The 22,642-nt window shown below is 72.5% G+C and carries 22 protein-coding genes and 1 pseudogene; 10 read left to right on the top strand and 13 right to left on the bottom strand.

Annotated elements, in window-relative coordinates; genetic code table 11:
• Positions 1 to 267 (bottom strand): annotated as a pseudogene (locus IE177_RS33410) (hypothetical protein); the annotation flags it as partial.
• Between the two features lie 658 nt (positions 268 to 925).
• Positions 926 to 2,335: a type I glutamate--ammonia ligase gene (glnA, locus tag IE177_RS33415; protein ID WP_190019236.1), complete on the bottom strand. Its 1,410-nt coding sequence runs from the start codon at positions 2,333 to 2,335 to the stop codon at positions 926 to 928.
• A gap of 210 nt (positions 2,336 to 2,545) precedes the next feature.
• Between glnA and IE177_RS33420 the strand changes: the two genes are divergently transcribed.
• Complete coding sequence (locus tag IE177_RS33420; protein ID WP_190019237.1) at positions 2,546 to 3,013, top strand: RDD family protein; 468 nt, start codon at positions 2,546 to 2,548, stop codon at positions 3,011 to 3,013.
• Positions 3,014 to 3,177: 164 nt separating this feature from the next.
• Here the strand turns inward: IE177_RS33420 and IE177_RS33425 are convergent, their stop codons facing one another.
• Positions 3,178 to 4,824 carry an FAD-dependent oxidoreductase gene (locus IE177_RS33425; RefSeq protein ID WP_190019238.1) on the bottom strand — a complete coding sequence of 549 codons (1,647 nt, stop codon included), beginning with the start codon at positions 4,822 to 4,824 and terminating at the stop codon, positions 3,178 to 3,180.
• Between the two features lie 201 nt (positions 4,825 to 5,025).
• Here IE177_RS33425 and IE177_RS33430 point away from each other — a divergent pair, with 201 nt between their 5' ends.
• Genes IE177_RS33430 through IE177_RS33460 form a run of 7 tightly spaced genes read left to right on the top strand, consistent with a single transcriptional unit; the run spans position 5,026 to position 10,206 of the window.
• Positions 5,026 to 6,111, top strand: coding sequence for a SchA/CurD-like domain-containing protein (locus IE177_RS33430; RefSeq protein WP_190019239.1), 1,086 nt, complete (start codon positions 5,026 to 5,028; stop codon positions 6,109 to 6,111).
• Positions 6,112 to 6,146: 35 nt separating this feature from the next.
• Positions 6,147 to 6,578 (top strand): cupin domain-containing protein, encoded by a 432-nt coding sequence (locus tag IE177_RS33435; RefSeq protein ID WP_229816380.1) that lies wholly within the window; start codon positions 6,147 to 6,149, stop codon positions 6,576 to 6,578.
• Entirely contained in the window at positions 6,575 to 7,834 is a 1,260-nt protein-coding gene (locus IE177_RS33440; RefSeq protein ID WP_190019240.1) for a beta-ketoacyl-[acyl-carrier-protein] synthase family protein, read from the top strand. The genes IE177_RS33435 and IE177_RS33440 overlap by 4 nt, the downstream gene beginning before the upstream one ends.
• A gap of 7 nt (positions 7,835 to 7,841) precedes the next feature.
• Positions 7,842 to 9,086 carry a ketosynthase chain-length factor gene (locus IE177_RS33445; protein ID WP_190019241.1) on the top strand — a complete coding sequence of 415 codons (1,245 nt, stop codon included), beginning with the start codon at positions 7,842 to 7,844 and terminating at the stop codon, positions 9,084 to 9,086.
• 28 nt (positions 9,087 to 9,114) lie between these two features.
• Positions 9,115 to 9,369 (top strand): acyl carrier protein, encoded by a 255-nt coding sequence (locus IE177_RS33450; RefSeq protein ID WP_190019242.1) that lies wholly within the window; start codon positions 9,115 to 9,117, stop codon positions 9,367 to 9,369.
• A 1-nt stretch (position 9,370) separates the two neighbouring features.
• Positions 9,371 to 9,850 carry an SRPBCC family protein gene (locus IE177_RS33455; RefSeq protein WP_190019243.1) on the top strand — a complete coding sequence of 160 codons (480 nt, stop codon included), beginning with the start codon at positions 9,371 to 9,373 and terminating at the stop codon, positions 9,848 to 9,850.
• A 23-nt stretch (positions 9,851 to 9,873) separates the two neighbouring features.
• The gene (locus IE177_RS33460) at positions 9,874 to 10,206 is read left to right on the top strand and encodes a TcmI family type II polyketide cyclase (protein WP_190019244.1); all 333 of its coding nucleotides are present in this window, start codon (positions 9,874 to 9,876) and stop codon (positions 10,204 to 10,206) included.
• 74 nt (positions 10,207 to 10,280) lie between these two features.
• On the opposite strand, the gene IE177_RS33465 is transcribed toward IE177_RS33460, so the two are convergent.
• From IE177_RS33465 to lipB, 6 genes are all read right to left on the bottom strand, one after another.
• Positions 10,281 to 11,276, bottom strand: coding sequence for a methyltransferase (locus IE177_RS33465; protein WP_190019283.1), 996 nt, complete (start codon positions 11,274 to 11,276; stop codon positions 10,281 to 10,283).
• 113 nt (positions 11,277 to 11,389) lie between these two features.
• Positions 11,390 to 12,481, bottom strand: a complete 1,092-nt coding sequence (locus IE177_RS33470) for a right-handed parallel beta-helix repeat-containing protein (protein ID WP_190019245.1) — start codon at positions 12,479 to 12,481, stop codon at positions 11,390 to 11,392.
• A 97-nt stretch (positions 12,482 to 12,578) separates the two neighbouring features.
• Positions 12,579 to 13,268, bottom strand: a complete 690-nt coding sequence (locus IE177_RS33475; protein ID WP_190019246.1) for a DUF4191 domain-containing protein — start codon at positions 13,266 to 13,268, stop codon at positions 12,579 to 12,581.
• 60 nt (positions 13,269 to 13,328) lie between these two features.
• Positions 13,329 to 13,550 (bottom strand): SCO2195 family GlnR-regulated protein, encoded by a 222-nt coding sequence (locus tag IE177_RS33480; protein ID WP_190019247.1) that lies wholly within the window; start codon positions 13,548 to 13,550, stop codon positions 13,329 to 13,331.
• A gap of 227 nt (positions 13,551 to 13,777) precedes the next feature.
• Positions 13,778 to 14,743: a lipoyl synthase gene (gene lipA, locus IE177_RS33485; RefSeq protein ID WP_190019248.1), complete on the bottom strand. Its 966-nt coding sequence runs from the start codon at positions 14,741 to 14,743 to the stop codon at positions 13,778 to 13,780.
• A gap of 108 nt (positions 14,744 to 14,851) precedes the next feature.
• Complete coding sequence (gene lipB, locus IE177_RS33490) at positions 14,852 to 15,649, bottom strand: lipoyl(octanoyl) transferase LipB (protein WP_190019249.1); 798 nt, start codon at positions 15,647 to 15,649, stop codon at positions 14,852 to 14,854.
• Between the two features lie 238 nt (positions 15,650 to 15,887).
• On the opposite strand from lipB, the gene IE177_RS33495 reads away from it, so the two are divergent.
• Entirely contained in the window at positions 15,888 to 17,345 is a 1,458-nt protein-coding gene (locus IE177_RS33495; protein ID WP_190019250.1) for an NsdA family TPR-like regulatory protein, read from the top strand.
• A 34-nt stretch (positions 17,346 to 17,379) separates the two neighbouring features.
• On the opposite strand, the gene IE177_RS33500 is transcribed toward IE177_RS33495, so the two are convergent.
• Positions 17,380 to 18,744 carry an NAD(P)/FAD-dependent oxidoreductase gene (locus IE177_RS33500; protein WP_190019251.1) on the bottom strand — a complete coding sequence of 455 codons (1,365 nt, stop codon included), beginning with the start codon at positions 18,742 to 18,744 and terminating at the stop codon, positions 17,380 to 17,382.
• A gap of 182 nt (positions 18,745 to 18,926) precedes the next feature.
• On the bottom strand, positions 18,927 to 19,820 hold the full coding sequence (locus tag IE177_RS33505) for a TIGR01777 family oxidoreductase (RefSeq protein ID WP_190019252.1): 894 nt from the start codon (positions 19,818 to 19,820) through the stop codon (positions 18,927 to 18,929).
• Positions 19,821 to 19,892: 72 nt separating this feature from the next.
• Here IE177_RS33505 and IE177_RS33510 point away from each other — a divergent pair, with 72 nt between their 5' ends.
• Entirely contained in the window at positions 19,893 to 20,381 is a 489-nt protein-coding gene (locus IE177_RS33510) for a GNAT family N-acetyltransferase (protein ID WP_190019253.1), read from the top strand.
• A gap of 57 nt (positions 20,382 to 20,438) precedes the next feature.
• On the opposite strand, the gene IE177_RS33515 is transcribed toward IE177_RS33510, so the two are convergent.
• Complete coding sequence (locus tag IE177_RS33515; RefSeq protein ID WP_190019254.1) at positions 20,439 to 21,623, bottom strand: MarP family serine protease; 1,185 nt, start codon at positions 21,621 to 21,623, stop codon at positions 20,439 to 20,441.
• Between the two features lie 449 nt (positions 21,624 to 22,072).
• Positions 22,073 to 22,591: a DUF4240 domain-containing protein gene (locus IE177_RS33520; protein WP_190019284.1), complete on the bottom strand. Its 519-nt coding sequence runs from the start codon at positions 22,589 to 22,591 to the stop codon at positions 22,073 to 22,075.
• Positions 22,592 to 22,642 lie beyond the last annotated feature (51 nt).

Raw genomic sequence — 22,642 nt, forward strand, 5'->3', positions numbered from 1 at the left:
CGGCGCCCGCTCCGGCTCCGGCACCTGCGCCGCCGCCGGCACCCGCTCCGGCTCCGGCACCTGCGCCGCCGCCGGCACCCGCTCCGGCTCCGGCTCCGGCGCCCGCTCCGGCTCCGGCACCTGCGCCGCCGCCGGCTCCTGCACCGGCTCCGGCTCCGGCGCCCGCTCCTGCTCCGGCACCTGCGCCGCCGCCGGCTCCCGCTCCGGCTCCGGCTCCTGCTCCTGCTCCGGCACCTGCGCCGCCGCCGGTTCTGGCGCCTGTGCCACGGTGCTTCTTCGGCTGGTTGTGACGCTGGCCCTGGTTCTGGCCCTGGCCTTGACCCTGGGCGTGTTGCACGGCGGGGTTCGGCGGGGGCGGGGGTGCTTCTTGGGCCGCCAGCGCGGTACCTGGCATCAGGGCAGTGCCCCCTGCCAGAGCGGCTGAGGTGGCCAACATGGCCAGCCGCCTCTTCAGAGAAGAAAGGTTGGTGAAAGTCATAGGAATCCCTCGGACGGTAAGCCGTGCCGATGAGGACCCTGATGACCACACGGCACGGATCATCCCCGATATGCACAAGGGGGGCTGATTCCACTGAGATCCGGTGGATGTAACCCATGCTCCCCCAAGGGGCTGGGCTTGACAAACGGAACCAAGGTATTTGCGGCGCTCAACTGACGTTCTGTTGTGTGACTATGCCTGTCCGCTTACGAGTCGTCCGGGCGGCGTCCCCTTCCCCTCTGACGCAGGCTCAACATGTCACGTGCGATCCGTGGTTGCCCGGCCTCGCGCGACCGTCGGTTCCAACGGCCCGTACATCATGCTCGATTGCGGTGACGTGTGCGGCGGCAAGCAGAAGCCGGAGGCCGGCTCTCCCGTGCTGGGAAAGCCGGCCTCCGGCCACAGGCGGCCCGGGCGAGCGGTCACCCGCTGGCGCCCGGGGCGATATCACACGTCGAAGTACAGCTCGAACTCGTGCGGGTGCGGGCGCAGCTGGAGCGGGGCGATCTCGTTGGTGCGCTTGAAGTCGATCCACGTCTCGATCAGGTCGGACGTGAAGACGTCGCCCTGGAGGAGGAACTCGTGGTCGGCCTCGAGCGCGTCGAGCACGGCGCCGAGCGAGGTCGGGACCTGGGCGACGTTCGCGTGCTCCTCGGGAGCCAGCTCGTACAGGTCCTTGTCGATCGGCTCGGCCGGCTCGATCTTGTTCTTGATGCCGTCCAGGCCCGCCAGCAGCAGGGCGGAGAAGGCCAGGTACGGGTTGCCGGAGGAGTCCGGGGCGCGGAACTCGACGCGCTTGGCCTTCGGGTTGGAGCCGGTGATCGGGATACGCATGGCCGCGGAGCGGTTGCGCTGCGAGTACACCAGGTTGATCGGCGCCTCGAAGCCCGGCACCAGGCGGTGGTACGAGTTCACCGTCGGGTTGGTGAAGGCCAGCAGCGACGGGGCGTGCTTCAGGATGCCGCCGATGTAGTAGCGGGCGGTGTCCGACAGGCCCGCGTAACCGGCCTCGTCGTAGAACAGCGGGTCGCCGTTGCTCCACAGCGACTGGTGCACGTGCATGCCCGAGCCGTTGTCGCCGAAGATCGGCTTCGGCATGAAGGTGGCGGTCTTGCCGTTGCGCCAGGCCACGTTCTTCACGATGTACTTGAAGAGCTGCAGGTCGTCGGCGGCGGCGAGCAGGGTGTTGAACTTGTAGTTGATCTCCGCCTGGCCGGCGGTGCCCACCTCGTGGTGCTGCCGCTCGACCTTGAGGCCCTGCTTGTCCAGCTCCAGGGACATCTCGGCGCGCAGGTCGGCGAAGTGGTCGACCGGCGGGACCGGGAAGTAGCCGCCCTTGTAGCGGACCTTGTACCCGCGGTTGTTCTCCAGGGCGCCGGTGTTCCAGGCACCCGCCTCGGAGTCGATGTGGTAGAAGGACTCGTTCGCGCCGGTCGAGAAGCGGACCGAGTCGAAGACGTAGAACTCGGCCTCGGGGCCGAAGTAGGCGGTGTCGGCGATACCGGTCGACGCCAGGTACGCCTCGGCCTTCTTCGCCACGTTGCGCGGGTCACGGGAGTACTGCTCGCCGGTGATCGGGTCGTGGATGAAGAAGTTGATGTTGAGCGTCTTGTCCCGGCGGAACGGGTCGATGCGCGCGGTGGACAGGTCGGGGCGCAGGGCCATGTCCGACTCGTGGATGGCCTGGAAACCGCGGATCGACGACCCGTCGAAGGCCTGCTCGTCGTCGGGGTCGAACGCCTCCGCGGGCAACGTGAAGTGCTGCATGACGCCCGGCAGGTCGCAGAAGCGGACGTCGACGAACTTGACGTCCTCGTCCGCGATGTACTTCTTGGCCTCGTCGGCGTTCTGGAACATCCAGCTCCTCCTACTCCCGACCGTCCGCGCCGGGGTGGTAGATCGTTCGTGCGGCCAGTGCGGTGGCACACGCTGGTCTCGACCCTAGGGACGGGTGATTTCTCTGGCGTGACCCGTTTGTTTCGCAGAAGTTAACCGGCCACGTTTCCACCGTAGCCCCGACACACCCCTGCGCGTAGTGCCCGAAACCGGGCGCAGTACCGTGGTCGGGTGGACAACAGGCAGGCAATCGGATCGTGGCTCTCCGGCCCCCGCGCGGCCATGGAAGAGGCCGGTGCCGACTTCGGATACCGCGGCGAGCAGCTCGGTCTCCCCGAGGAGGGGCCGAACTCGATCGCACGGCCCGGGCGGCGGCTCGGCGCACTCGCCGTGGACTGGGCGCTGTGCGTCCTGATCGCATACAGCCTGATCACTCATGGCTACAGCCCCGCTACCAGCAACTGGGCACTCGGCGTCTTCTTCGCCCTGAGCGTCCTGACCGTCGGCACGGTCGGCTCCACCCCGGGCAAGCGCCTCTTCGGGGTACGGGTCGTCGCCCTGGAGACCGGCACGGTCAGCCCGGGGCGCGCGCTGCTGCGCACGGTCCTGCTGTGCCTCGCGATCCCGGCCCTGGTCTGGGACCGCGACGGCCGCGGCCTGCACGACCGGCTCGCGAAGACGATCGAGGTCCGCATCTGAGGAGGCGTCCGCGTCTGGCGGCGTCCGTATCCGCGGTGACCCGCCTCTGAGGTGACGTCCGCGTGACTCACCCGATGTGACGTCCGCGTCCGGCACGCTGCGGCGCAGGCCCCCGCACCGCCCGGTGCGGGGGCCTGCGCCGTCCCGTGCGAGGGGTGCGGCGCTCAGCGCGTGTGCAGCAGCGCCCCGAGGACCTCCCGCAGCTCGGCCTCCGGGTCCGGTACGGCACCGGGCGCCCGCCAGGCCACGAACCCGTCCGGCCGCACCAGCACCGCCCCGTCGGCCGTGGTGCCGTGCGCCGCCGCCCAGTCGTCGCCGTCCTGCTCACAGGTCAGCTCGGCCTCCGCCCCCGCACCGACGCGGTAGGCCTCCAGCGGTACGCCGTCCGTGCCGGCGATGCGGCGGGCGGCGGTGTGCCAGGCGGTGCCCGCGGCCGAGCCGGCGTCGCAGAGCAGCACCGGGGAACGCTCGTAGAGGTCGATCGTGGAGAGCCGTTCGCCCGCGCGGCGCAGCCACAGGTGGGGTGCCCTGGTGCCCGGCTCCCCGGTCAGGTGCACCCCGTCGGGCACGACCGGCCGTTCCGGGTCGGCGCCGAGGACGGCGCCCTCCGGGTAGCGGTAGCCGAGGACGACGTTGAGGATGCCGCCGCGCTTGCCGGCGCCGACGCCGGGTGCGGGGGCGAAGCCGGGGTGGCTGTGCTCCACCGAGCGGGCCGAGGCGCGGGCGCTGGTGGCCAGGGCGACGGGCCGGCGCTCGGTGTCGTAGGTGCCGAGCAGGCCGGGTCCGGCCCAGCCGCCGAGGACGGCGGCCAGCTTCCAGGCCAGGTTGTGGGCGTCCTGGATGCCGGTGTTCGAGCCGAAGGCGCCGGTCGGGGACATCTCGTGCGCCGAGTCGCCGGCGAGGAAGACCCGGTCGGCCGCGTACCGCTCGGCGACGCGTTCGGCGGCGCGCCAGGACGCCTTTCCGGTGATCTCCACGTCCAGGTCGGGGACGCCGACGGCGTGCCGGATGTGCCGCCGCAGCCGTTCCTCGGTGAACTCCTCCAGGGTCTCGCCGTGCTCCGGGTGCCAGGGGGCGTGGAAGACCCAGTTCTCCCGGTTGTCGACGGGCAGCAGGGCGCCGTCGGCCCCGGGGTCGGTGAGGTAGCAGCAGATGAAGCGCCGGTCGCCGACGACGTCGGCGAGCAGCTTGGAGCGGAAGGTGACGCTCACGTTGGCGAAGAGGTCGCCGGGGCCGCTCTGCCCGATGCCGAGCCGGCCGCGGACGGGGCTGCGCGGGCCGTCGGCCGCGACCAGGTAGTCGGCGCGGACCGTGTAGAGCCGGTCGCTGTCGCGGTCGCGGACGTACGCCGTCACTCCTTCGGGGTCCTGTGCGAAGGACTCCAGCTCGTGGAAGTACCGCAGGTCGCCGCCGAGTGCCCGGGCCCCCTTCAGCAGCACCGGTTCCAGGTCGTTCTGGCTGCACAGGCACCACGCGGTGGGGCTGAACCGGGCGAGCCCGCCGCCGGGGTCGATCTCCTTGAACAGCCACTCCCCGGCGTCCCCGGCCAGGGTCGGGGTCTGCAGGATGCCGTGGTTGTCCGCGAGGAGCGAGGCCGCCGTCTTGATGTCGGGCTCGACGCCGGCCACCCGGAACAGCTCCATCGTCCGCACGTTGTTGCCGCGGCCGCGCGGGTGGATCGAGGTCCCGGAGTGCCGCTCTACGAGCATGTGGCGCACGCCGAGACGGCCCAGGAAGAGGGAGAGGGACAGGCCCACCAGAGAGCCGCCCACGACGAGGACGGGGACCTGGTGATCGGCTTTCTGCTGCATCAAGGACTCCTGAGGCAGGGCTGGGGATGAGGGGGTGCTGGAAAGTGCATGCCCTCTGGGAGGGGTTCCGCGTGCTCAATCACCCGCGTGGTTCACGCGAGTCGCGCGCGTCCGGGGACCGGCACAGGATCAAGAAGCGCTGACGTCGCGTCATCGGCGGCCGGCGTCCGCCTCTGCCCCCGTGAAGGAGATGTGCGCAGCATGACCACCACGACCGAAAAGGTTTCCCAGCAGCCGGCGCGGCAGGTGTCGACGAAGGTCTCCCAGTCCGTGTTCGACGGATCCCGCCTGCGGGTCGTCCTCCTGGTGGACGTACACGACGGCGCCCAGCAGCAGTTCCTGGAGGCCTACGAGCAACTGTGCAACCAGGTCGCCTCGGTGCCCGGACACGTCAGCGACCAGTTGTGCCAGTCCATCGAGAACCCCTCCCAGTGGCTCATCACCAGCGAGTGGGAGAGCGCGCCGCCGTTCCTCGCCTGGGTGAACAGCGAGGAGCACGTGCGGATGGTGGAGCCGCTGCACAGCTGCGTGCGGGACACCCGCTCGCTGCGGTTCCACGTCGTCCGCGAGACCGGCGGCGATGCCGCCGCGGCCACCGCGGCACAGCGCCGGCTCCAGGCGTCCCCGAGGATCGGCGACGGCGTCATCCGGCACGCGCTCACCTTCACGGTGAAGCCGGGCAGCGAGCCGCAGGTCGCGAAGATCCTCGCGGACTACGCCTCGCCCGAGGCCCGCGTCGACGACAGCACCCGGCTGATGCGCACCTCCCTGTTCATGCACGGCAACCGGGTCGTACGGGCCATCGAGGTGCGCGGCGACCTGCTCGCGGCGCTGCGCCACGTCGCCCGGCAGCCGGAGGTGCGGGCCGTCGAGGAGGCCCTCAACCCGTACCTGGAGCAGGAGCGGGACCTGAACGACCAGGAGTCCGCACGCGTGTTCTTCACCCGGGCGGCGCTCCCGGCCGTCCACCACGTCAGCGCGGCGGAGCGGCCCGAGGGCGAGCGGCACGCGCTGTACTACCCGGCCCGGCCGGGCCTGGGGATGCAGCTGGCGGAGCTGCTCGCCCGGCAGGACGAGGAGGCGGCCGAGAAGCCGGGCAGCCCGGTCCTGCGCAGCACGATCTTCCAGCGCGACGACGTCGTCGTACGGCTGGTCGACGTGCGCCCCGGCCCGGACGCCGACGCGGCCCTGCCGAAGTCGGGGCTCGCGGCCCCGGTGCGGGCCCTGCTGGACGGCGGCGCCGTCCGCATGGAGCTCATCACCGACCGCCGGTCACCGGCCGCCTGACCCGACCGGACGCAGCACACCCACGGAGGAACGTCGTGATCAAACCCCTTCCGAAGATCGTGGACCTCAGCGAGGTCGAGCCCAACACCCGGCGCGGCGGTGATCTGCGCGCCATGCTCACCCCGGCCACGGTGGGCTCCACCAGCGGCTTCATGGGCGTGGCCATCGTGCGGCCGGGTGACCGCATCGCCGAGCACTACCACCCGTACTCCGAGGAGTTCGTCTACGTCGTGTGCGGGCAGCTGGAGGTGGACCTGGACGGCGAGCCGCACCCGCTGCGGCCCGAGCAGGGGCTGATGATTCCCATCAACATGCGGCACCGCTTCCGCAACGTGGGGAACGTGGAGGCGCGGATCGTCTTCCACCTGGGCCCGCTGGCCCCGCGCCCCAACCTCGGCCACGTCGACACGGAGGAGACGGTCGCCGTCGCCGCCGAGCCGGCCCGGCGGGACCAGGTCCCGTCATGACCCGGCGCGTGGCGGTCACCGGCATAGGCGTGGTGGCCCCGGGCGGCATCGGCGTGCCGGCGTTCTGGGATCTGCTCGCCGAGGGCCGTACCGCGACGCGGGGCATCACGTTCTTCGACCCGTCCGGGCTGCGGTCCCGGATCGCCGCCGAGTGCGACTTCGACCCCGCCGCGCACGGCCTGGACGCCGAGGAGATCGAGCGGGCGGACCGGTACATACAGTTCGCGCTGGTCGCCGGCGCGGAGGCGGTACGGGACTCGGGTCTCGACCTCGGCCGGGAGGATCCCTGGCGGGTCGGGGTCTCCCTGGGCACCGCCGTCGGCGGCACCACCCGGCTGGAGCACGACTACGTGCTCGTCAGCCACCGCGGGCAGCGCTGGGACGTCGACCACGGCGAGGCCGAGCCGCAGCTGCACCGGGCGTTCTCGCCGAGCACCGTGGCCTCCGCGGTGGCGGAACGGTTCGGCGCCCAGGGTCCCGTCCAGACCGTCTCCACCGGCTGCACCTCCGGCCTGGACGCCGTCGGGTACGCCTTCCACACCGTCCAGGAGGGCCGGGCCGACATCTGCATCGCGGGGGCGTCGGACTCCCCGATCTCCCCGATCACCATGGCCTGCTTCGACGCGATCAAGGCCACGTCGCCGAACAACGACGACCCCGCGCACGCCTCCCGGCCCTTCGACAACAACCGTGACGGCTTCGTCATGGGCGAGGGCGGCGCGGTGCTCGTGCTGGAGGAACTGGAGCACGCCCGGGCCCGCGGCGCCCACGTGTACTGCGAGTTCGGCGGCTACGCCACCTTCGGCAACGCCTACCACATGACGGGCCTGACCAAGGAGGGCCTGGAGATGGCCCGCGCCATATCGACGGCCCTGGACCAGTCCCGGCTCGACCCGACGGCGATCGACTACGTCAACGCGCACGGCTCCGGCACCCGGCAGAACGACCGCCACGAGACGGCCGCCGTGAAGCGGGCTCTGGGCCACCACGCCTACGACACCCCGATGAGCTCCATCAAGTCCATGGTGGGGCACTCCCTCGGGGCGATCGGCGCCATCGAACTGGTCGCCTGCGTGCTGGCCCTGACCAGGCAGGTCGTACCGCCGACCGCGAACTACGAGATCCCCGACCCCGAATGCGACCTGGACTACGTCCCGCGTGTCGCCCGCGAACGGAAGCTGGACAGCGTGCTCTCCGTGGGCAGCGGATTCGGCGGATTCCAGTCCGCGGTGATCCTGACCCGGCCGAGGGAGTGAGGACACGATGAGCGAACCGAAGGACCGGCGCGCGGCCGTCACCGGCATCGGGGTGGTCGCGCCCAACGGCACCAGCACCGACACCTTCTGGAAGGCCACCCAGGAGGGCGTCAGCGTCCTCGACCGGGTCACCCGCGAGGGCTGCGAGCACCTTCCGCTGAAGGTGGCCGGTGAGGTCCGCGCCTTCGACCCGGCCGCGACGATCGAGGAGCGCTTCCTCGTCCAGACCGACCGGTTCACGCACTACGCCATGGCCGCGGCCGACCTGGCGCTGGACGACGCCCGGCTCCGGCAGGCCGACACCCCCGACGCGCCGTACTCCATCGGCGTGGTCACCGCCGCCGGCTCCGGCGGCGGCGAGTTCGGCCAGCGCGAACTGCAGCGACTGTGGGGCAAGGGCAGCCGGTTCGTCGGGCCGTACCAGTCCATCGCCTGGTTCTACGCAGCGAGCACGGGCCAGGTGTCCATCCGCCGCGGCTTCAAGGGCCCCTGCTCGGTCGTCGCCTCCGACGAGGCCGGCGGCCTGGACGCCCTCGCGCACGCGGCACGGGCGGTCAGGCGCGGCACCGACGTGATCGTGGCGGGCTCCACCGAGGCGCCGCTCGCGCCGTACTCGGTGGTCTGCCAGCTCGGTTACGAGGAGCTGAGCCGGGAGGCGGATCCGTCCCGGGCGTACCGCCCGTTCACGGACGCGGCCTGCGGGTTCGTGCCGGCCGAGGGCGGCGCGATGCTCGTGGTGGAGGCGGCGGGCACCGCCCGGGAACGCGGCGCCGAGGTACGGGCCGTCGTCGCCGGGCACGGGGCCACCTTCACCGGGGCCTCCCGCTGGGAGCGGTCCCGGGAGGGCCTGGCCCAGGCCATCCGGCGGGCCCTGCGGGAGGCCGACTGCGCGCCCGAGGAGGTCGACGTCGTCTTCGCCGACGCCCTCGGGGTGCCGGAGGCGGACCGGGCCGAGGCGCTGGCGCTCGCCGACGCCCTCGGCCGGCACGGCACCCGGGTCCCGGTCACGGCACCGAAGACCGGGACCGGCCGGGGGTACTGCGCGGCCCCCGTGCTGGACACCGCGGCGGCCGTGCTCGCGATGGAGCACGGCCTGATCCCGCCGACGCCGAACGTCTTCGACGTCTGCCACGACCTCGACCTCGTCACCGGCCGCGCCCGGGTCGCCGAAGTGCGGACGGCACTGGTGCTCAGCCGCGGGCTCATGGGGTCGAACTCGGCGCTGGTGCTGCGGCACGGCGCCGCGCAGTGAGCAGTGAGCACAGCAAAGGAGGAAGCACATGCCCCAGATCACCGTGGAAGAACTCGCCGCGCTGATGAAGAAGGCCGCCGGGGTCACCGTCAGCCCGCAGCAGCTCCAGGACAAGCCGGACACCGGCTTCGACGTCCTCGGCGTCGACTCGCTGGGCCTGCTCGGGATCGTCGGCGAGCTGGAGAACGCGCACGGCACCCCGATGCCGGTCGACGCGGAGCGCTGCAAGACGCCCCAGCAGTTCCTCAACCTCGTCAACACCACCCTGATGGCAGGAGCCTGAGATGGCAGGACACACCCGCAACGAGATCACCATCGCCGCCCCGCTGGATCTGGTCTGGGACATGACCAACGACCTGGAACGCTGGCCCCAGCTGTTCAGCGAGTACGCGTCGGTGGAGGTGCTCAAGAAGGAGGGCGCCAGGACGACGTTCCGGCTGACCATGCACCCGGACGACAACGGCACCGTCTGGAGCTGGGTCTCCGAGCGCGAGCCGGACCGCGAGAGCCTGACCGTCAGGGCGCGCCGGGTCGAGACCGGGCCGTTCGCCCACATGGACATCCACTGGAGCTACGAGGAGGTCCCCGCCGGCACCCGGATGGTCTGGACGCAGGACTTCGCGATGAAGCCGGACGCCCCGGTCGACGACGACTGGATGACCGACAACATCAACAGGAACTCCAAGGTCCAGATGGCCCTGATCCGGGACAAGATCGAGAAGGCGGCCGCCGGTCACCGGCCCGCCCCGGCGCTGGCCGACTGAGCCGGACGACAGGAGAAGAGACCGTGCACCAGGCCCTGATCGTCGCCCGCATGGCCCCGGGTTCCGCCCCCGACATCGCGAAGGTGTTCGCGGAGTCCGACCGGGGAGAGCTGCCGCACCTCGTGGGCGTCGTGCGGCGCAGCCTCTTCCAGTTCGGCGATGTGTACATGCACCTCATCGAGTCCGAGCGCGAGCCGGGACCGGCCATCGCCAAGATCACCTCGCACCCCGAGTTCAGGGGGGTCAGCGAGCGCCTCTCGGCGTACGTCAGCGCGTACGACCCGGAGACCTGGCGGTCCCCGAAGGACGCGATGGCGCAGCGCTTCTACGTCTGGGAGCGCGACGCCCACGCCTGATCCGCCGTCCGGCCACCGGTGCCGGGTCCGCGTCCGACGCGGGCCCGGCACCGGTGTTCTCCGGGGGTGTCCTCTCACACGGGGACGATGCAGTCGAACGCGTGCAGGTAGGGGTTGACGGGCCGGATGTCGCCGACGGCCAGCCCGGCGGCCTTCAGCCGTCCGGTCATGCTGTCGGTGGTGTGCTTGGCCCCGCCGACGTTCAGGAGCAGCAGCAGGTCCATGGCGGTGCTGAACCGCATCGACGGGGTGTCGTCCACGAGGTTCTCGATGACCACGACCCGGGCGCCGGGGCCGCCCGCCTCGACGACGTTGCGCAGCAGTCGGGCCGTGGACTCGTCGTCCCACTCCAGGATGTTCTTGATGACGTAGACGTCGGCCTCGACCGGCACGGACTCGCGGACGTCGCCGGGCACGATGCGGACCCGCCCGGCGAGGTCGCCGCCCGTGCGCAGCCGCGGCACGGCGTTCTCCACGACCCGCGGCAGATCGAGCAGGAAGCCGCGCATCGCCGGGTACTTGTCGAGCAGGCTCGCGACCACGTGCCCCTGGCCGCCGCCGATGTCCGCGACGGACGAGGCACCGGACAGGTCCAGCAGGGCGGCGACGTCGCGGGCCGACTGCTCGCTGGAGGTCGTCATCGCCCGGTTGAAGACGTCCGCCGACTCGGGGGCGTCCTCGTTCAGGTAGACGAAGAACTCCTTGCCGTAGAGGTCCTCGACGACGTTGCGGCCGGTGCGCACCGCCTCGTCCAGCTTCGGCCAGGCGTCCCAGGTCCACGGCTCGGTGCACCACAGGGAGATGTAGCGCAGGCTGTTCGGGTCGTCCTCGCGCAGCAGCCGGGACATCTCCGTGTGGACGAACGTCCCGTCGGCCCGCTCGGCGAAGACGCCGTAGCAGGACAGGGCGCGCAGCAGCCGGCGCAGCGGCCCCGGCTCGGTCTTCACCGCGGCCGCTAGGTCCCGCGCGCTCATGGGGGTGTCGCCGAGCGCGTCGGCGACACCCAGCCGGGCGGCCGCGCGGACGGCGGCGGCGCAGGCCGCGCCGAACACGAGCTCCCGCAGCCGCATGGACGGCGGAGGGGAGGGGGGTGCGTCCTGCGCGAGCGGAGCGGAGATCCCGGTGGATGGTGCGGTCATGTGCCGCCTTCCTTCCTTGCGTGGGTCGGGTTACGGCCGTCCGGTCAGCACAGGCCCGAGGGCTTGGAGGCCCGGCAGGAGTTGCCGCCGAAGGCGTTGCCGCTCTTGGCGGCCTCCTGGTCCACCAGGTCCGCCGGGGAGTTGTCCCGCAGGTGGTTGCCGGTGATCCGGTTCCGCTCGCTGGTGACGCCCACGAAGCTCTTGAACAGGACGATGCCGCCGGACAGCGGGGACCTGCCGGAGTGGCCGGTCACCACGTTCCCCGTCACCAAAGCCTTCTCGGTGCCGGTCAGGACGATGCCGGAGCCCTGCAGATAGGGCAGCCGGGCGGTCTTCGGGCAGTACTTGTTGTTCCGCTCGACGTCGTTGCGGCTGACGGTCAGGGCGCCCGCCTTCGGCTTGTTCTCGTCGCCCACGACGAACACGCCGGCGCAGTTGCCGGTGACGAGGTTGCGGGTCACGGTGAGGTTGCGCAGCCGGCGTACGGTGATGCCGATCCGGTTGCCCTCCAGGCGGTTGCGCACCACCAGCGTGCCCTTGGTGTCCCGGGCGCCTTCCTCGGCCTTCACGTTGTTGGCGAGGAACAGGCCTGCGTCGCCGTTGCGCCGGGCGATGTTGTCCCGGAAGAGGCCGCGGGTGGAGTGCTCCTGGGCGATGCCCCACTGCCCGTTGTCGTCGGCCGTCACCCGCTGCACGGTCAGCCGGTCGGTCCCCATGGACCACACGCCCATCCTGGAGAAGCCGGTCACCTTCAGGTCGGCGACGGTGACGCGCTCCAGGGCGGTGTTCTTGGCGCCGATCACGCAGACGCCGTTGCCGCCCTCCTCACAGCTGACGGTGGCCTTGGCGGCGGGCGGCGCGGACTTGGTCTTCTTCTTCTTGACCGGTTTGATCACCGTGCGGTCGCCCTCGCCGCGCAGGGTCAGTCCGGGCGTCTTCACCGTGACGCTCTCGCGGTAGGTGCCGGCCAGCACGAACACCGTGTCGCCGGGCCGGGCGGCGTTCACGGCCTTCTGGATCGACTCACCGGGATGCACGACGTGGATCCGGTGGGCGGCCGACGCCGGAGCGGTGCCGGCGAGCGCGCCGACGAGGACCGTCGTGCATGCGAGGTACGTAATATGGCGTTTTGTCACATTCCGAAGGCTAAGAGCCCATGAGCCGACAACCGGCCGGATGCTCCGTTCGGCGGCGTGTCATCCGGGCCGGCCCTCGTACCCCGGGAAGTGCGGCTCAGCGGCCCTTCGGCATCCGCATGCCCTTGGGCATGGGGCCCTTCGGCACCGGCATGTTGCTCATCAGGTCGCCCAGAGCGCGCAGCCGGTCGTTGGTGGCGGTCACCTGGGGGCCGGTCAGCACGCGCGGGAACTTGAGCATGGTCGTGCGCAGCTTCTTCAGCTCGACCTGGCCCTCGCCGGTGCCGACGATGAGGTCGTGGACCGGGACGTCCGCGACGATGCGGTTCATCTTCTTCTTCTCGGCGGCCAGCAGGCTCTTCACCCGGTTCGGGTTGCCCTCGGCGACCAGCACGATGCCGGCCTTGCCGACCGCCCGGTGCACGACGTCCTGGCTGCGGTTCATCGCCACCGCCGGAGTCGTCGTCCAGCCCCGGCCGATGTTGTCCAGCACGGCCGCCGCGGCGCCCGGCTGTCCCTCCATCTGGCCGAAGGCGGCCCGCTCGGCCCGGCGGCCGAACACGATCGCCGTCGCCAGCAGGGCGATCAGCAGGCCGAAGACGCCCAGGTAGATCGGGTGGTCGATCAAGAAGCCGATCGCGAGGAAGACACCGAGGGTGCCGATGCCGACGGCCGCGAGTACAAGACCGATCTTCTTGTCGGCCTTGCGGGTCATCTTGTACGTGAGGGCGATCTGCTTCAGTCGCCCTGCGTTCGCGGCGTCCGCCGCGGTTTCCTGCCTCGCCATGCCACGAAGTCTACGTGCCTCCGGAGGCGAGGACGACGCCAGTGCCGGGTGTGCGGGGCCTCAGGGGCGGGTGGCGGCCTGGTCCAGGACGCGCTGCGCCTCGACCCGGTCCTTGGCCCGGCGGCGGTCCTCCAGTACGGAGGTCCAGGCGTTGCGGCGGGCGGTGCGCTGACCGCCGCTCATGAGCAGGGATTCGACGGCGCGCAACGCGCCGGTGATGGACGGGATGGCGGTGGCGCGGGTGCCGTTCGGCATTACTTCGTTGACGGGCGCGGCCTGCATGGTCGAGGTCCCCCCTCGGTCCGGGTGTACAGGGCGTGATACCAGAGTCACTGATTGGTGTTACCAGGGCGTGACCGGCCGGTCAAACGCCCGTGAAGCCGTGCTGTGGAGTGCGGGAACGCCGACGCGGCCCCGAGGGGCGCCCTCATCAGGGAGGACGGTCGGGACCGCGTCGTCTCGGCCATTACTGGCCGGTAGTTTCTTGTGCGCGAATTCACACGCTCGGCTCACACCGCCTGGGTGGCGATGAAGTCCCCCCGCTTCTCGACGGCCATCCGGTACAGCCGCCCGGCGCGGTACGAGGAGCGGACCAGCGGGCCGGACATGACCCCGGAGAAGCCGATCCGCTCGGCCTCCTCCTTCAGCTCCACGAACTCCTGCGGCTTCACCCAGCGCTCCACCGGGTGGTGCCGGACGGAGGGGCGCAGGTACTGGGTGATGGTGATCAGCTCGCAGCCCGCGTCGTGCAGCTGCCGGAGCGCGTCGACGACCTCCTCGCGGGTCTCGCCCATGCCGAGGATCAGGTTGGACTTGGTGACCAGGCCGAAGTCGCGGGCCTCGGTGATGACCTTCAGGGAGCGCTCGTAGCGGAAGCCGGGACGGATGCGCTTGAAGATGCGCGGGACCGTCTCCACGTTGTGCGCGAAGACCTCCGGGCGGGAGGAGAAGACCTCGGCGAGCTGCTCGGGGACCGCGTTGAAGTCGGGGGCCAGCAGTTCGACCTTGGTGCGGCCGCCCTCGCGGTCCGCCGTCTGCGCGTGGATCTGGCGCACGGTCTCCGCGTACAGCCAGGCGCCGCCGTCCTCCAGGTCGTCGCGGGCGACGCCGGTGATGGTGGCGTAGTTCAGGTCCATGGTGACCACGGACTCGCCCACGCGGCGCGGCTCGTCCCGGTCCAGGGCCTGAGGCCTGCCGGTGTCGATCTGGCAGAAGTCGCAGCGCCGGGTGCACTGGTCGCCGCCGATGAGGAAGGTCGCCTCGCGGTCCTCCCAGCACTCGTAGATGTTCGGGCAGCCCGCTTCCTGGCAGACCGTGTGCAGGCCCTCGCTCTTCACGAGGTTCTGCATCTTCGTGTACTCGGGACCCATTTTCGCCCGGGTCTTGATCCACTCGGGCTTGCGCTCGATGGGGGTCTGGCTGTTGCGGACCTCCAGGCGCAGCATCTTGCGTCCGTCGGGTGAGACTGCGGACACGACCGGCTCCCTGTAGCTTCGATTCCTCGGCGTACACCAGAGTACGCCCGTATTACCTGAGCCCTACCGGTGAGGCCGACCTCACGGCCGCAGGGCGCATTCCCCCGATCAGGCGGACGCCGTCTCGACGGCGCGCGGCCTGAGGTCCGCGTTCTCCAGGATCTCCCGCAGGTGCTTCTCCACCACCGGCAGGACCTCCTCCACCGTGACGTCCCGGCCCAGCTCGCCCGCCAGCGAGGCGACCCCGGCGTCCCGGATGCCGCACGGGATGATCCGGTCGAACCACTTGTTGTCGGGGTTCACGTTCAGCGAGAACCCGTGCATCGTGACGCCCTTGGCGACCCGGATGCCGATGGCGGCGAGCTTGCGGTCCTCGCGGCGCTGGCCGGCGTTGGAGGGGGCGTACTCCGGGCCGTTCAGCCGGGGGTCGAACTCCTCGTCGTGCAGGCGCGGGTCGAGGTCGAGCGAGAGCCCGCCGAGGGCCGGCCGCCGCTCGACCGGATCGCCGAGCACCCACACCCCGCTGCGTCCCTCGACCCGGGTGGTCTCCACGCCGAACTCGGCGCAGGTGCGGATCAGGGCCTCTTCCAGGCGCCGTACGTGGGCGACCACGTCCACCGGACGCGGGAGCTTCTGGATCGGGTAGCCCACCAGCTGGCCGGGGCCGTGCCAGGTGATCTTGCCGCCGCGGTCCACGTCGATGACCGGGGTGCCGTCCAGCGGGCGCTCGCTCTCCTCGGTGCGCCGGCCGGCCGTGTACACCGGGGGGTGCTCCAGGAGCAGGACGGTGTCCGGGACCTCGTCGGCGAACCGGGCGGCGTGCACCCGGCGCTGTTCGTCCCAGGCCTCCTGGTACTCGACGGCATCCGCACCGAACCCCATGCGGACGAACCGCAGTCCACTCACGGCAAGCGCCTCCCTCAGCGACCGGTGTCAGGCACGTAACGCGCCCACGCCACTGTACGTCCGATCGGCGTACGTCAGCCCTGCGGGCAATCCTCACACGATCGGATGAATGTACGGGCAAAGCCGCGTTCGCCTGCTCACTCTCCGCTACATTCGCGCCGTTCGTAAGGCCAAAAGGGCTGCTCGCACGCAATCCCGGCACTTCAGAAGGCCCGGTAGGCAGGAGACCGCACCGCAGATGACGGACCGACCCGCGCAGCGCACCCCCAACCGCCGGCTCGCCGCGCTCATCGCGGAGGCCGGGTTCTCCAACGCGGGTCTGGCCCGTCGCGTCGACCAGCTCGGCCTGGAACACGGGCTGGACCTCAGATACGACAAGACCTCCGTCACCCGCTGGCTGCGCGGGCAGCAGCCCCGGGGGACGACCCCCGCCCTGATCGCGGAGGTGTTCACCCGCCGGCTCGGGCGGCGGCTCACGGCCCAGGACCTCGGCCTGGACGCCTGTGCGCCGGTCTACGCGGGCCTGGAGTTCGCGGCGACCCCCGCGGAGGCCGTCGACATCGTCAGCGGGCTGTGGCGCAAGGACTCCGGCAGCCACGCCGAGCTACGCAAGATCGCCTTCACCCCGGCCGGGCTCGTCGTGCCCAGCCGGGACTGGCTGATCGGCAAGGCCGACGACAAGGTGGCCCGGGACGCGGTGCCCCGGGTGCCCGCGCAGGGCCGGCCCGGCGCGGCCAGGCCCCAGCCCCTCGCCCCGCCCCGGACCCGGGGACACACCGAGCGCCCCGCCGGCCAGCGGGTCACCGGCGGCGACATCAACGCGCTGCGCTCGGTCGGCGAGCTGTTCCGCACCCTCGACGACCGGTTCGGCGGCGGCCACGCCCGGCAGGCGCTGGTGCGCTACCTGGAGCACGAGTGCGAGCCGATGCTCCGCGGCAGCTACGACGAGCAGACCGGGCGCCGGCTGTTCGCCGCCGCCGCCGACCTGACCCGGCTCGCCGGCTGGACGTCGTACGACATCGCCGCGCACGGACTCGCCCAGCGCTACTTCGTCCAGGCCCTGCGGCTCGCCCAGGCGGCCGGCGACCGCGCCTACGGCTCGTACGTGCTGGTCACCATGAGCCGCCAGGCCGTCTACCTGGGCCACGGCAGGGAGGCGGTGCAGCTCGCCCGGGTCGCCCAGCAGGGGGCCGGCACCGGCGCCTCGCCGGTCGTCCAGGCGCTGCTGCACGCCTGTGAGGCGCGGGCGCAGGGCGTCCTGGGCGAGGTGCGGGCGTGCACCGCCGCGCTGGCCCGGGCCGAGCGCGCCCTGGAGGCGGCCCGGCCCGGTGACGAGGTGCCGTACTGGGCCCGGTTCTTCGACGAGGCGCAGCTCGCCGACGAGCTGGGGCACTGCCACCGTGACCTGCAGCAGTTCCGGGCCGCCGCGCAGCACGCCGAGCGCTCCCTCCAGCTGCGGGCGCCGTCCTACGCCCGCAGCAGGCTGTTCTGCCGGGTGGTCCTCGCCACCGCCCGGCTCGGCCTCGGCGAACTCGACCAGGCCTGCGCACTGGCCGCCGAGGCGGCGGGCCAGGCCGCGGAGATGCGCAGCGCCCGCGCGGTCGAGTACGTGAAGGACTTCGAGCGGCGCCTGGAGCCCTACCGGGACGCGGCACCGGTGAGGGGGTACCGGGAGAAGGTGGCGGCCCTGGGGTGAACACGCCGCCGCCGTCGCCCGGCAGGTCCGCCGGCTACGCCGCCCTCGGTACCGCCGGCGCCGGCTCGGCGCGGTTCAGGGAACCGGCCGCGCCCAGGTCCGCGAGGATCGCCGCCGCCGCCCGGTGGGCCGAGTGCAGGGCGCCCTGCACCGTGCTGGTGTCCCGGTGGTCCCCGCACACGTACAGGCCGGCCAGCAGCCGTACCGGCCGGCGCAGGTCGTGCGGCGGGCGCATCGCCGGCACGGCCTCGGGGGCGTGGTGCACGGCCAGCGTCTCCCAGCGGCGCGTCGAGGTGCCGTAGAGCCGGGAGAGCTGGATGCGGACGGCGGTGTCGACCCCCTCGGGCGGGGTGCCGAGCACGGTCGAGGAGATCAGCGCCCGGCCGCCCGGCGCCCGGCTCGGGTCCACGTTGCTGACCACCGCCGTGTGCGCCACCGGACCGCCGCGGTCGGCGTCCAGCAGCAGCGAGGTGCCGGTCCGCAGCACCGCCGCCGGATCGTCGGTGGTGTGGTGGAGCACGGTGACCGGGTGGAAGTCCGGCACCCTGAGTCCCGGCAGCAGCTCGGCCGCCGCCCGCGCGTCGGTCGCCAGCAGCACCGCGCGGCAGCGGATCTCCCCGTGCTCGGCGGTGGCCACCGAGGTCGTGGACACCGAGGTGACCCGCACCCCGGTGTGCACGGTGCCCGGCGGCAGGGTCCGGGCCAGCAGTTCCGGCAGCATCTCCGCCCCGCCCTCCGGCACGCACAGCCGTCCGCTCGCGAACGTGCGCAGGGCCAGATCGGCACACCGGCTGGAGGTGGTCAGCTCCGGGTCGGACAGCAGCGTGGCGAGCAGCGGCCGCAGGAAGCCCTCGACGGTGCGGACCGGCACCCCGCGCTGGGCCAGGGCCTGGGCGGCGGGCATCTCCGGGCGGGCCAGGATGCGCTCGACGGGGGTCGAGGCGATCCGGCCCAGCGCGGCGCCGAGGCGGGCCTGGTCGACCGCGCCGCCCACCGGCGTGCCGGACCGGCCGGGCGCGGCCGCCGCACCGCGGGGGGCGCTCGCCAGGGCGCGCACCACGTGTAGTGCGCCCCTTGTGCCCCCTCCGGCCGCCGGTGCGCCCGCGCGCTGGGTGCGCCCGTCACGGTGCAGCAGCACGCCGGGTGCGAACGGACGCAGGGTCAGGGTGTCCAGGCCGGGTGTCAGGCGCAGTTCGGAAAAGGCCGTGGACAGCAGCTGTGCCGTGCGGTCGAGCCGGAAGCCGTCGACCTTCTCGGTGGACATGCGGCCGCCCACGCAGTGGGCGGCCTCCAGGACGGCGGTCGCGATTCCTGCGCTGGTCAGCCGATGGGCCGCCGAGAGTCCGGCGATCCCGGCTCCCACGATGACGACGTCCACCTGGTACGCGGGCTCAAGCACGAGGCCCCTCCTGTGGTTGCGCGGCCGGTGGAGACGTGATGCCCCCGACCGGCCCCGGGGATACCCGAGTTCGGGTCGAGGTTAGGGCCGTGATCGGTCAGGAACAGTCGCGCATCAACAGGGCACGGTCGCATGGAGGTCGCATTCGGTCACAACAGGTCGCAGGAGGTTGCCGGTGTCCGTCACGCCGCGCGGATCGCCTCGTCGATGCCGGCGAACGCGAACCGGAACCCCGACTCCGACAGCCGCCTGGGCACCACCCGCTGGCTGCCCAGCACATCCCCGGCCAGCTCTCCCAGCGCCGCCCGCAGCACCGGCGCGGGCACCGGGAGCAGCGCGGGCCGGTGCAGCACCCGCGCCATCGCCTCGGTGATCTCACGGTTGGTCAGCGGCTGGGGCGCCGTCAGGTTGACGGGCCCGGACAGCGCTTCGTCGTCGATGAGGTGCCGGATCGCCGCGACCTCGTCGTGCAGCGCGATGTACGACCAGTACTGCCGGCCGTCGCCCAGGCGTCCCCCGAGCCCCGCCCGGAACAGCGGGAACAGCCGCCCCCAGGCCCCGCCGCCCCGCGCCACCACCAGCCCGGTGCGCGGGAACACCGTCCGCACGCCCGCCTCCCGCGCGGGTGCCGCCGCATCCTCCCACTCCACGCACAGCCGGGGCAGGAAGCCGTCGCCCGGCGGGGCGCTCTCGTCCACCACCCGGTCGCCGGTGTCGCCGTAGAAGCCGATCGCGCTGCCGTTCACGAACACCCGCGGCGGCCGCGGCAGCGCGGCCACCGCCTCCGCCAGCGTGGCCGTGCCCAGCACCCGGCTGTCCCGGATCAGCCGCTTGTACTCCGGTGTCCAGCGCCGGTCGCCGATCCCGGCCCCGGCCAGGTTGACCACCGCGTCACAGCCGACCAGCCCGGCCGCGTCCACGGAGCCCCGCTCGGGGTCCCAGCGGACCTCGTCCCGCCCCCGGGGTGCCCGGCGCACCAGCCGGACCACCTCGTGCCCGTCCGCGGTCAGGGACCGCACCAGGGCGCTGCCGATGAGACCGGACGCGCCGGCCACCACGATGCGTGAACGTTCCATGCCCCCAGCATGACCGCACAGCCCCCGATAAACCGGTGGGACGCCCGCGACGCCGGCCGTAGGGTGACCGACATGCCGGATCCGCAGATACGCAGCGCCCGCCCCGACGACGACGGCGAGCTGTCCGCCCTCGACCGGGCCACCTGGTCCCCCGTGCACGCGGTGACTCCCGAGCCGGAGCCGCCGTACCCGCCCTTCTTCGACGAGAGGCACAGTCCCGACGGCTACCTGGTGGCGGAGTCCGACGAGGGCCTCCTCGGCTACGTCAACATCGCCCACCCGACCCCGCTCGCCTCCAACGCGCACGTCCTGGCGATCCAGGGCCTCGCCGTCTCGGAGCAGGCACGCGGGCGCGGCGTCGGGCGCGCGCTGATCCGGGCCGCTGTGGAGGAGGCCCGCAGGCGGGGCGCGCGGCGTCTCACCCTGCGCGTGCTCGGGCACAACAAGCCGGCCCGCGCGCTCTACGAGTCCGAGGGCTTCACCGTCGAGGGCGTGCTGCCCGGGGAGTTCCACGTGGGCGGCGAGTACGTCGACGACGTCTTCATGGGCAGGAGCCTCTGAGGATCCCGCACCCGGGCGCGGTGCGTGGAGGCCGGTAACCGGTCCAGGTCAGAGGCCCTAGGAGTCGACCAGCTCGCCCGTGTCCACCGGGGCCGTCGCCGCGGCCGCGCGCCGGGCGTCGCCCGCGACCTCGGACGCCGTCAGCACGTAACCCGTCTCGGTGTCCGAGGTGGAGCGGGCGAACACCATCCCGAACACCCTGCCGTCCGTGGTCAGCAGCGGGCCGCCGGAGTTGCCCGGCCGGACCGTGGACCGGACCGAGTAGATCTCGCGGGTGACCGCGCGGGTGTTGTAGATGTTCTGGCCGGTCGCCCGTATCCGGTTCGCGACCGTCGCCGCCTGCAGGTTCAGGCTCCCGTCCTGCGGGTAGCCCGCCACCACCGCCGGGTTCCCGCGCACGGCGCTCGTGTCGAAGCGCAGCACCGGGGCGCGCAGCCCCGGCACGTACAGCACCGCCACGTCCCGGTCGGGGTCGAAGAGCACCACCCGGGCCGCGTACGACTGTCCGACCCCGCCGACGCGCACGCTCGGCCGGTCGATGCCCGCGACCACGTGGGCGTTGGTCATGACGTGCCGGGCGGCGTAGACGAAGCCGCTGCCCTCGCGGCCCTCGACCCCCGAGGCGCCCTCGATCTTCACGGTGCTGGCCTTGGCGGCGCTCGCCGCGGCCGGGGTGACGCTGTCGCCGGTCGGCCGGGCCACCCGCGCCGTGGACTCGTTCTCGAACGGGTTGAAGACCTGCGGGAACCCCGCCTCGGTCAGCGCGGACGTGGCCCGGGAGAACCACGCGGGTGTGGTCTGCGGCATCGCCTGCTGCACCGCGCCCAGCAGCGCCGAGTTCCGTATCGCCGACGTCAGCGGCTGCGACGGCGCCGCACCCAGCACGCTCGCCGCCACCCAGGCCACGATCAGCACCGCGACCGAGTTGGCCGCCGCGCCCCCTATCCCGTCGGCCACCCGCAGCGGCCCCCGGTCCAGCTCCCCGCGCAGCCGCAGCGCCAGCCGGCTCGCCAGCTCGTGCCCCGCCACCGCCGGCACCAGCACCGTGAGCACCGCCAGCACCGTCGCCTGCGCCGACCCGCGCTCCACCAGGTCCGTCACCCACGGCAGCACCCACACGCCGACGACCGCGCCGCCCACGAACCCGGCCAGCGAGACGCATCCGGCCACCAGCCCGCGCCGGTAACCGGACACCGCGTAGAGAAGGACCACCAGCACAAGCACCAGGTCGAGCAGGTCCACGGAGCCGCCTTTCTCTCGGACCCCTCAGTACGGACGGGGCGGGCCCGCTGATCACCCGGGCGTCACCCGGCCGGCCACCCGACGGCACATCGGCCACGTATGCGTATACCCCCAGCAACGTCCTGGACCGGGACGATGGTTCCACCGGGTGGCGATGCGCCCATCCCGGACGCCCACAGGAGAGCCACAGCCGGTCCGCAGCCCGCTGCGAGCCCCGCCTCCTACGGTCGGGCACGACACGGGGCACGGGCCGACCGGGAGGCGGGGACCATGAGCGGCAGCCGTACGACGTCCAGGGGCGGGGCACGCGGGAGCACAGGGGCCGGGGACACGGCCTTCGGCCCCTGGGCGGTGGTCCGCGCGGTCGCGACCGTCGTCCTCGGCCCGCCCGCGGCCGGCGCGTCCGCCCTCCACCAGGCCAATGCCGCACCGCCGCACCGGCGCCGGCGTCATTCCCTGAACCGCTCCCACAGCCGGGGATAGCGGCCCGCGAGCGCGGCCTCGTTCTCCAGGTCCAGGGGCGTGCCCTCCGGTTCGGCGGGCGCCGGGGAGATGCCCAGGTCGGGTGCGACGGTGCCGGTGAGCTGCTCGTACGCCTCGTCCGCCGCGTAGCCCAGCTCCTCGCCGTCGCCGTCGACCTCCTCGTCGAAGTCGCCGAGCAGCCCGGCCAGCGAGTCCGGGTCGTGCAGGGCGCCCTCGAACACCTCCCGGCCCTGGCCGATCAGCCAGCACCGGAAGAAGTCGAACGCGTCGTCGCTGCACCCGTCCAGCAGCACCCAGGCGGCACCCCACAGATCCCAGCGGTAGGCGCGGTTGTAGCGGGCCTCGAAGTGACGGGCGAAGTCCAGGACCAGCTCCGGGTCCAGCCGGAGCAGCCGCTCCACGAGCGCGTCGGCCTGCTCCTCCGGGTCACCCCCGGCGACCGCGCGGCTGGCGTCGATCAGCTCCCAGAACTCCGTCTCGTCCATCACGCCACCAGCATCGGGCCTCGGCCGGTGGGCCGCACGCGGAGTACCCGC

Source organism: Streptomyces lucensis JCM 4490 (assembly GCF_014650035.1).
Lineage (GTDB): Bacteria > Actinomycetota > Actinomycetes > Streptomycetales > Streptomycetaceae > Streptomyces > Streptomyces lucensis.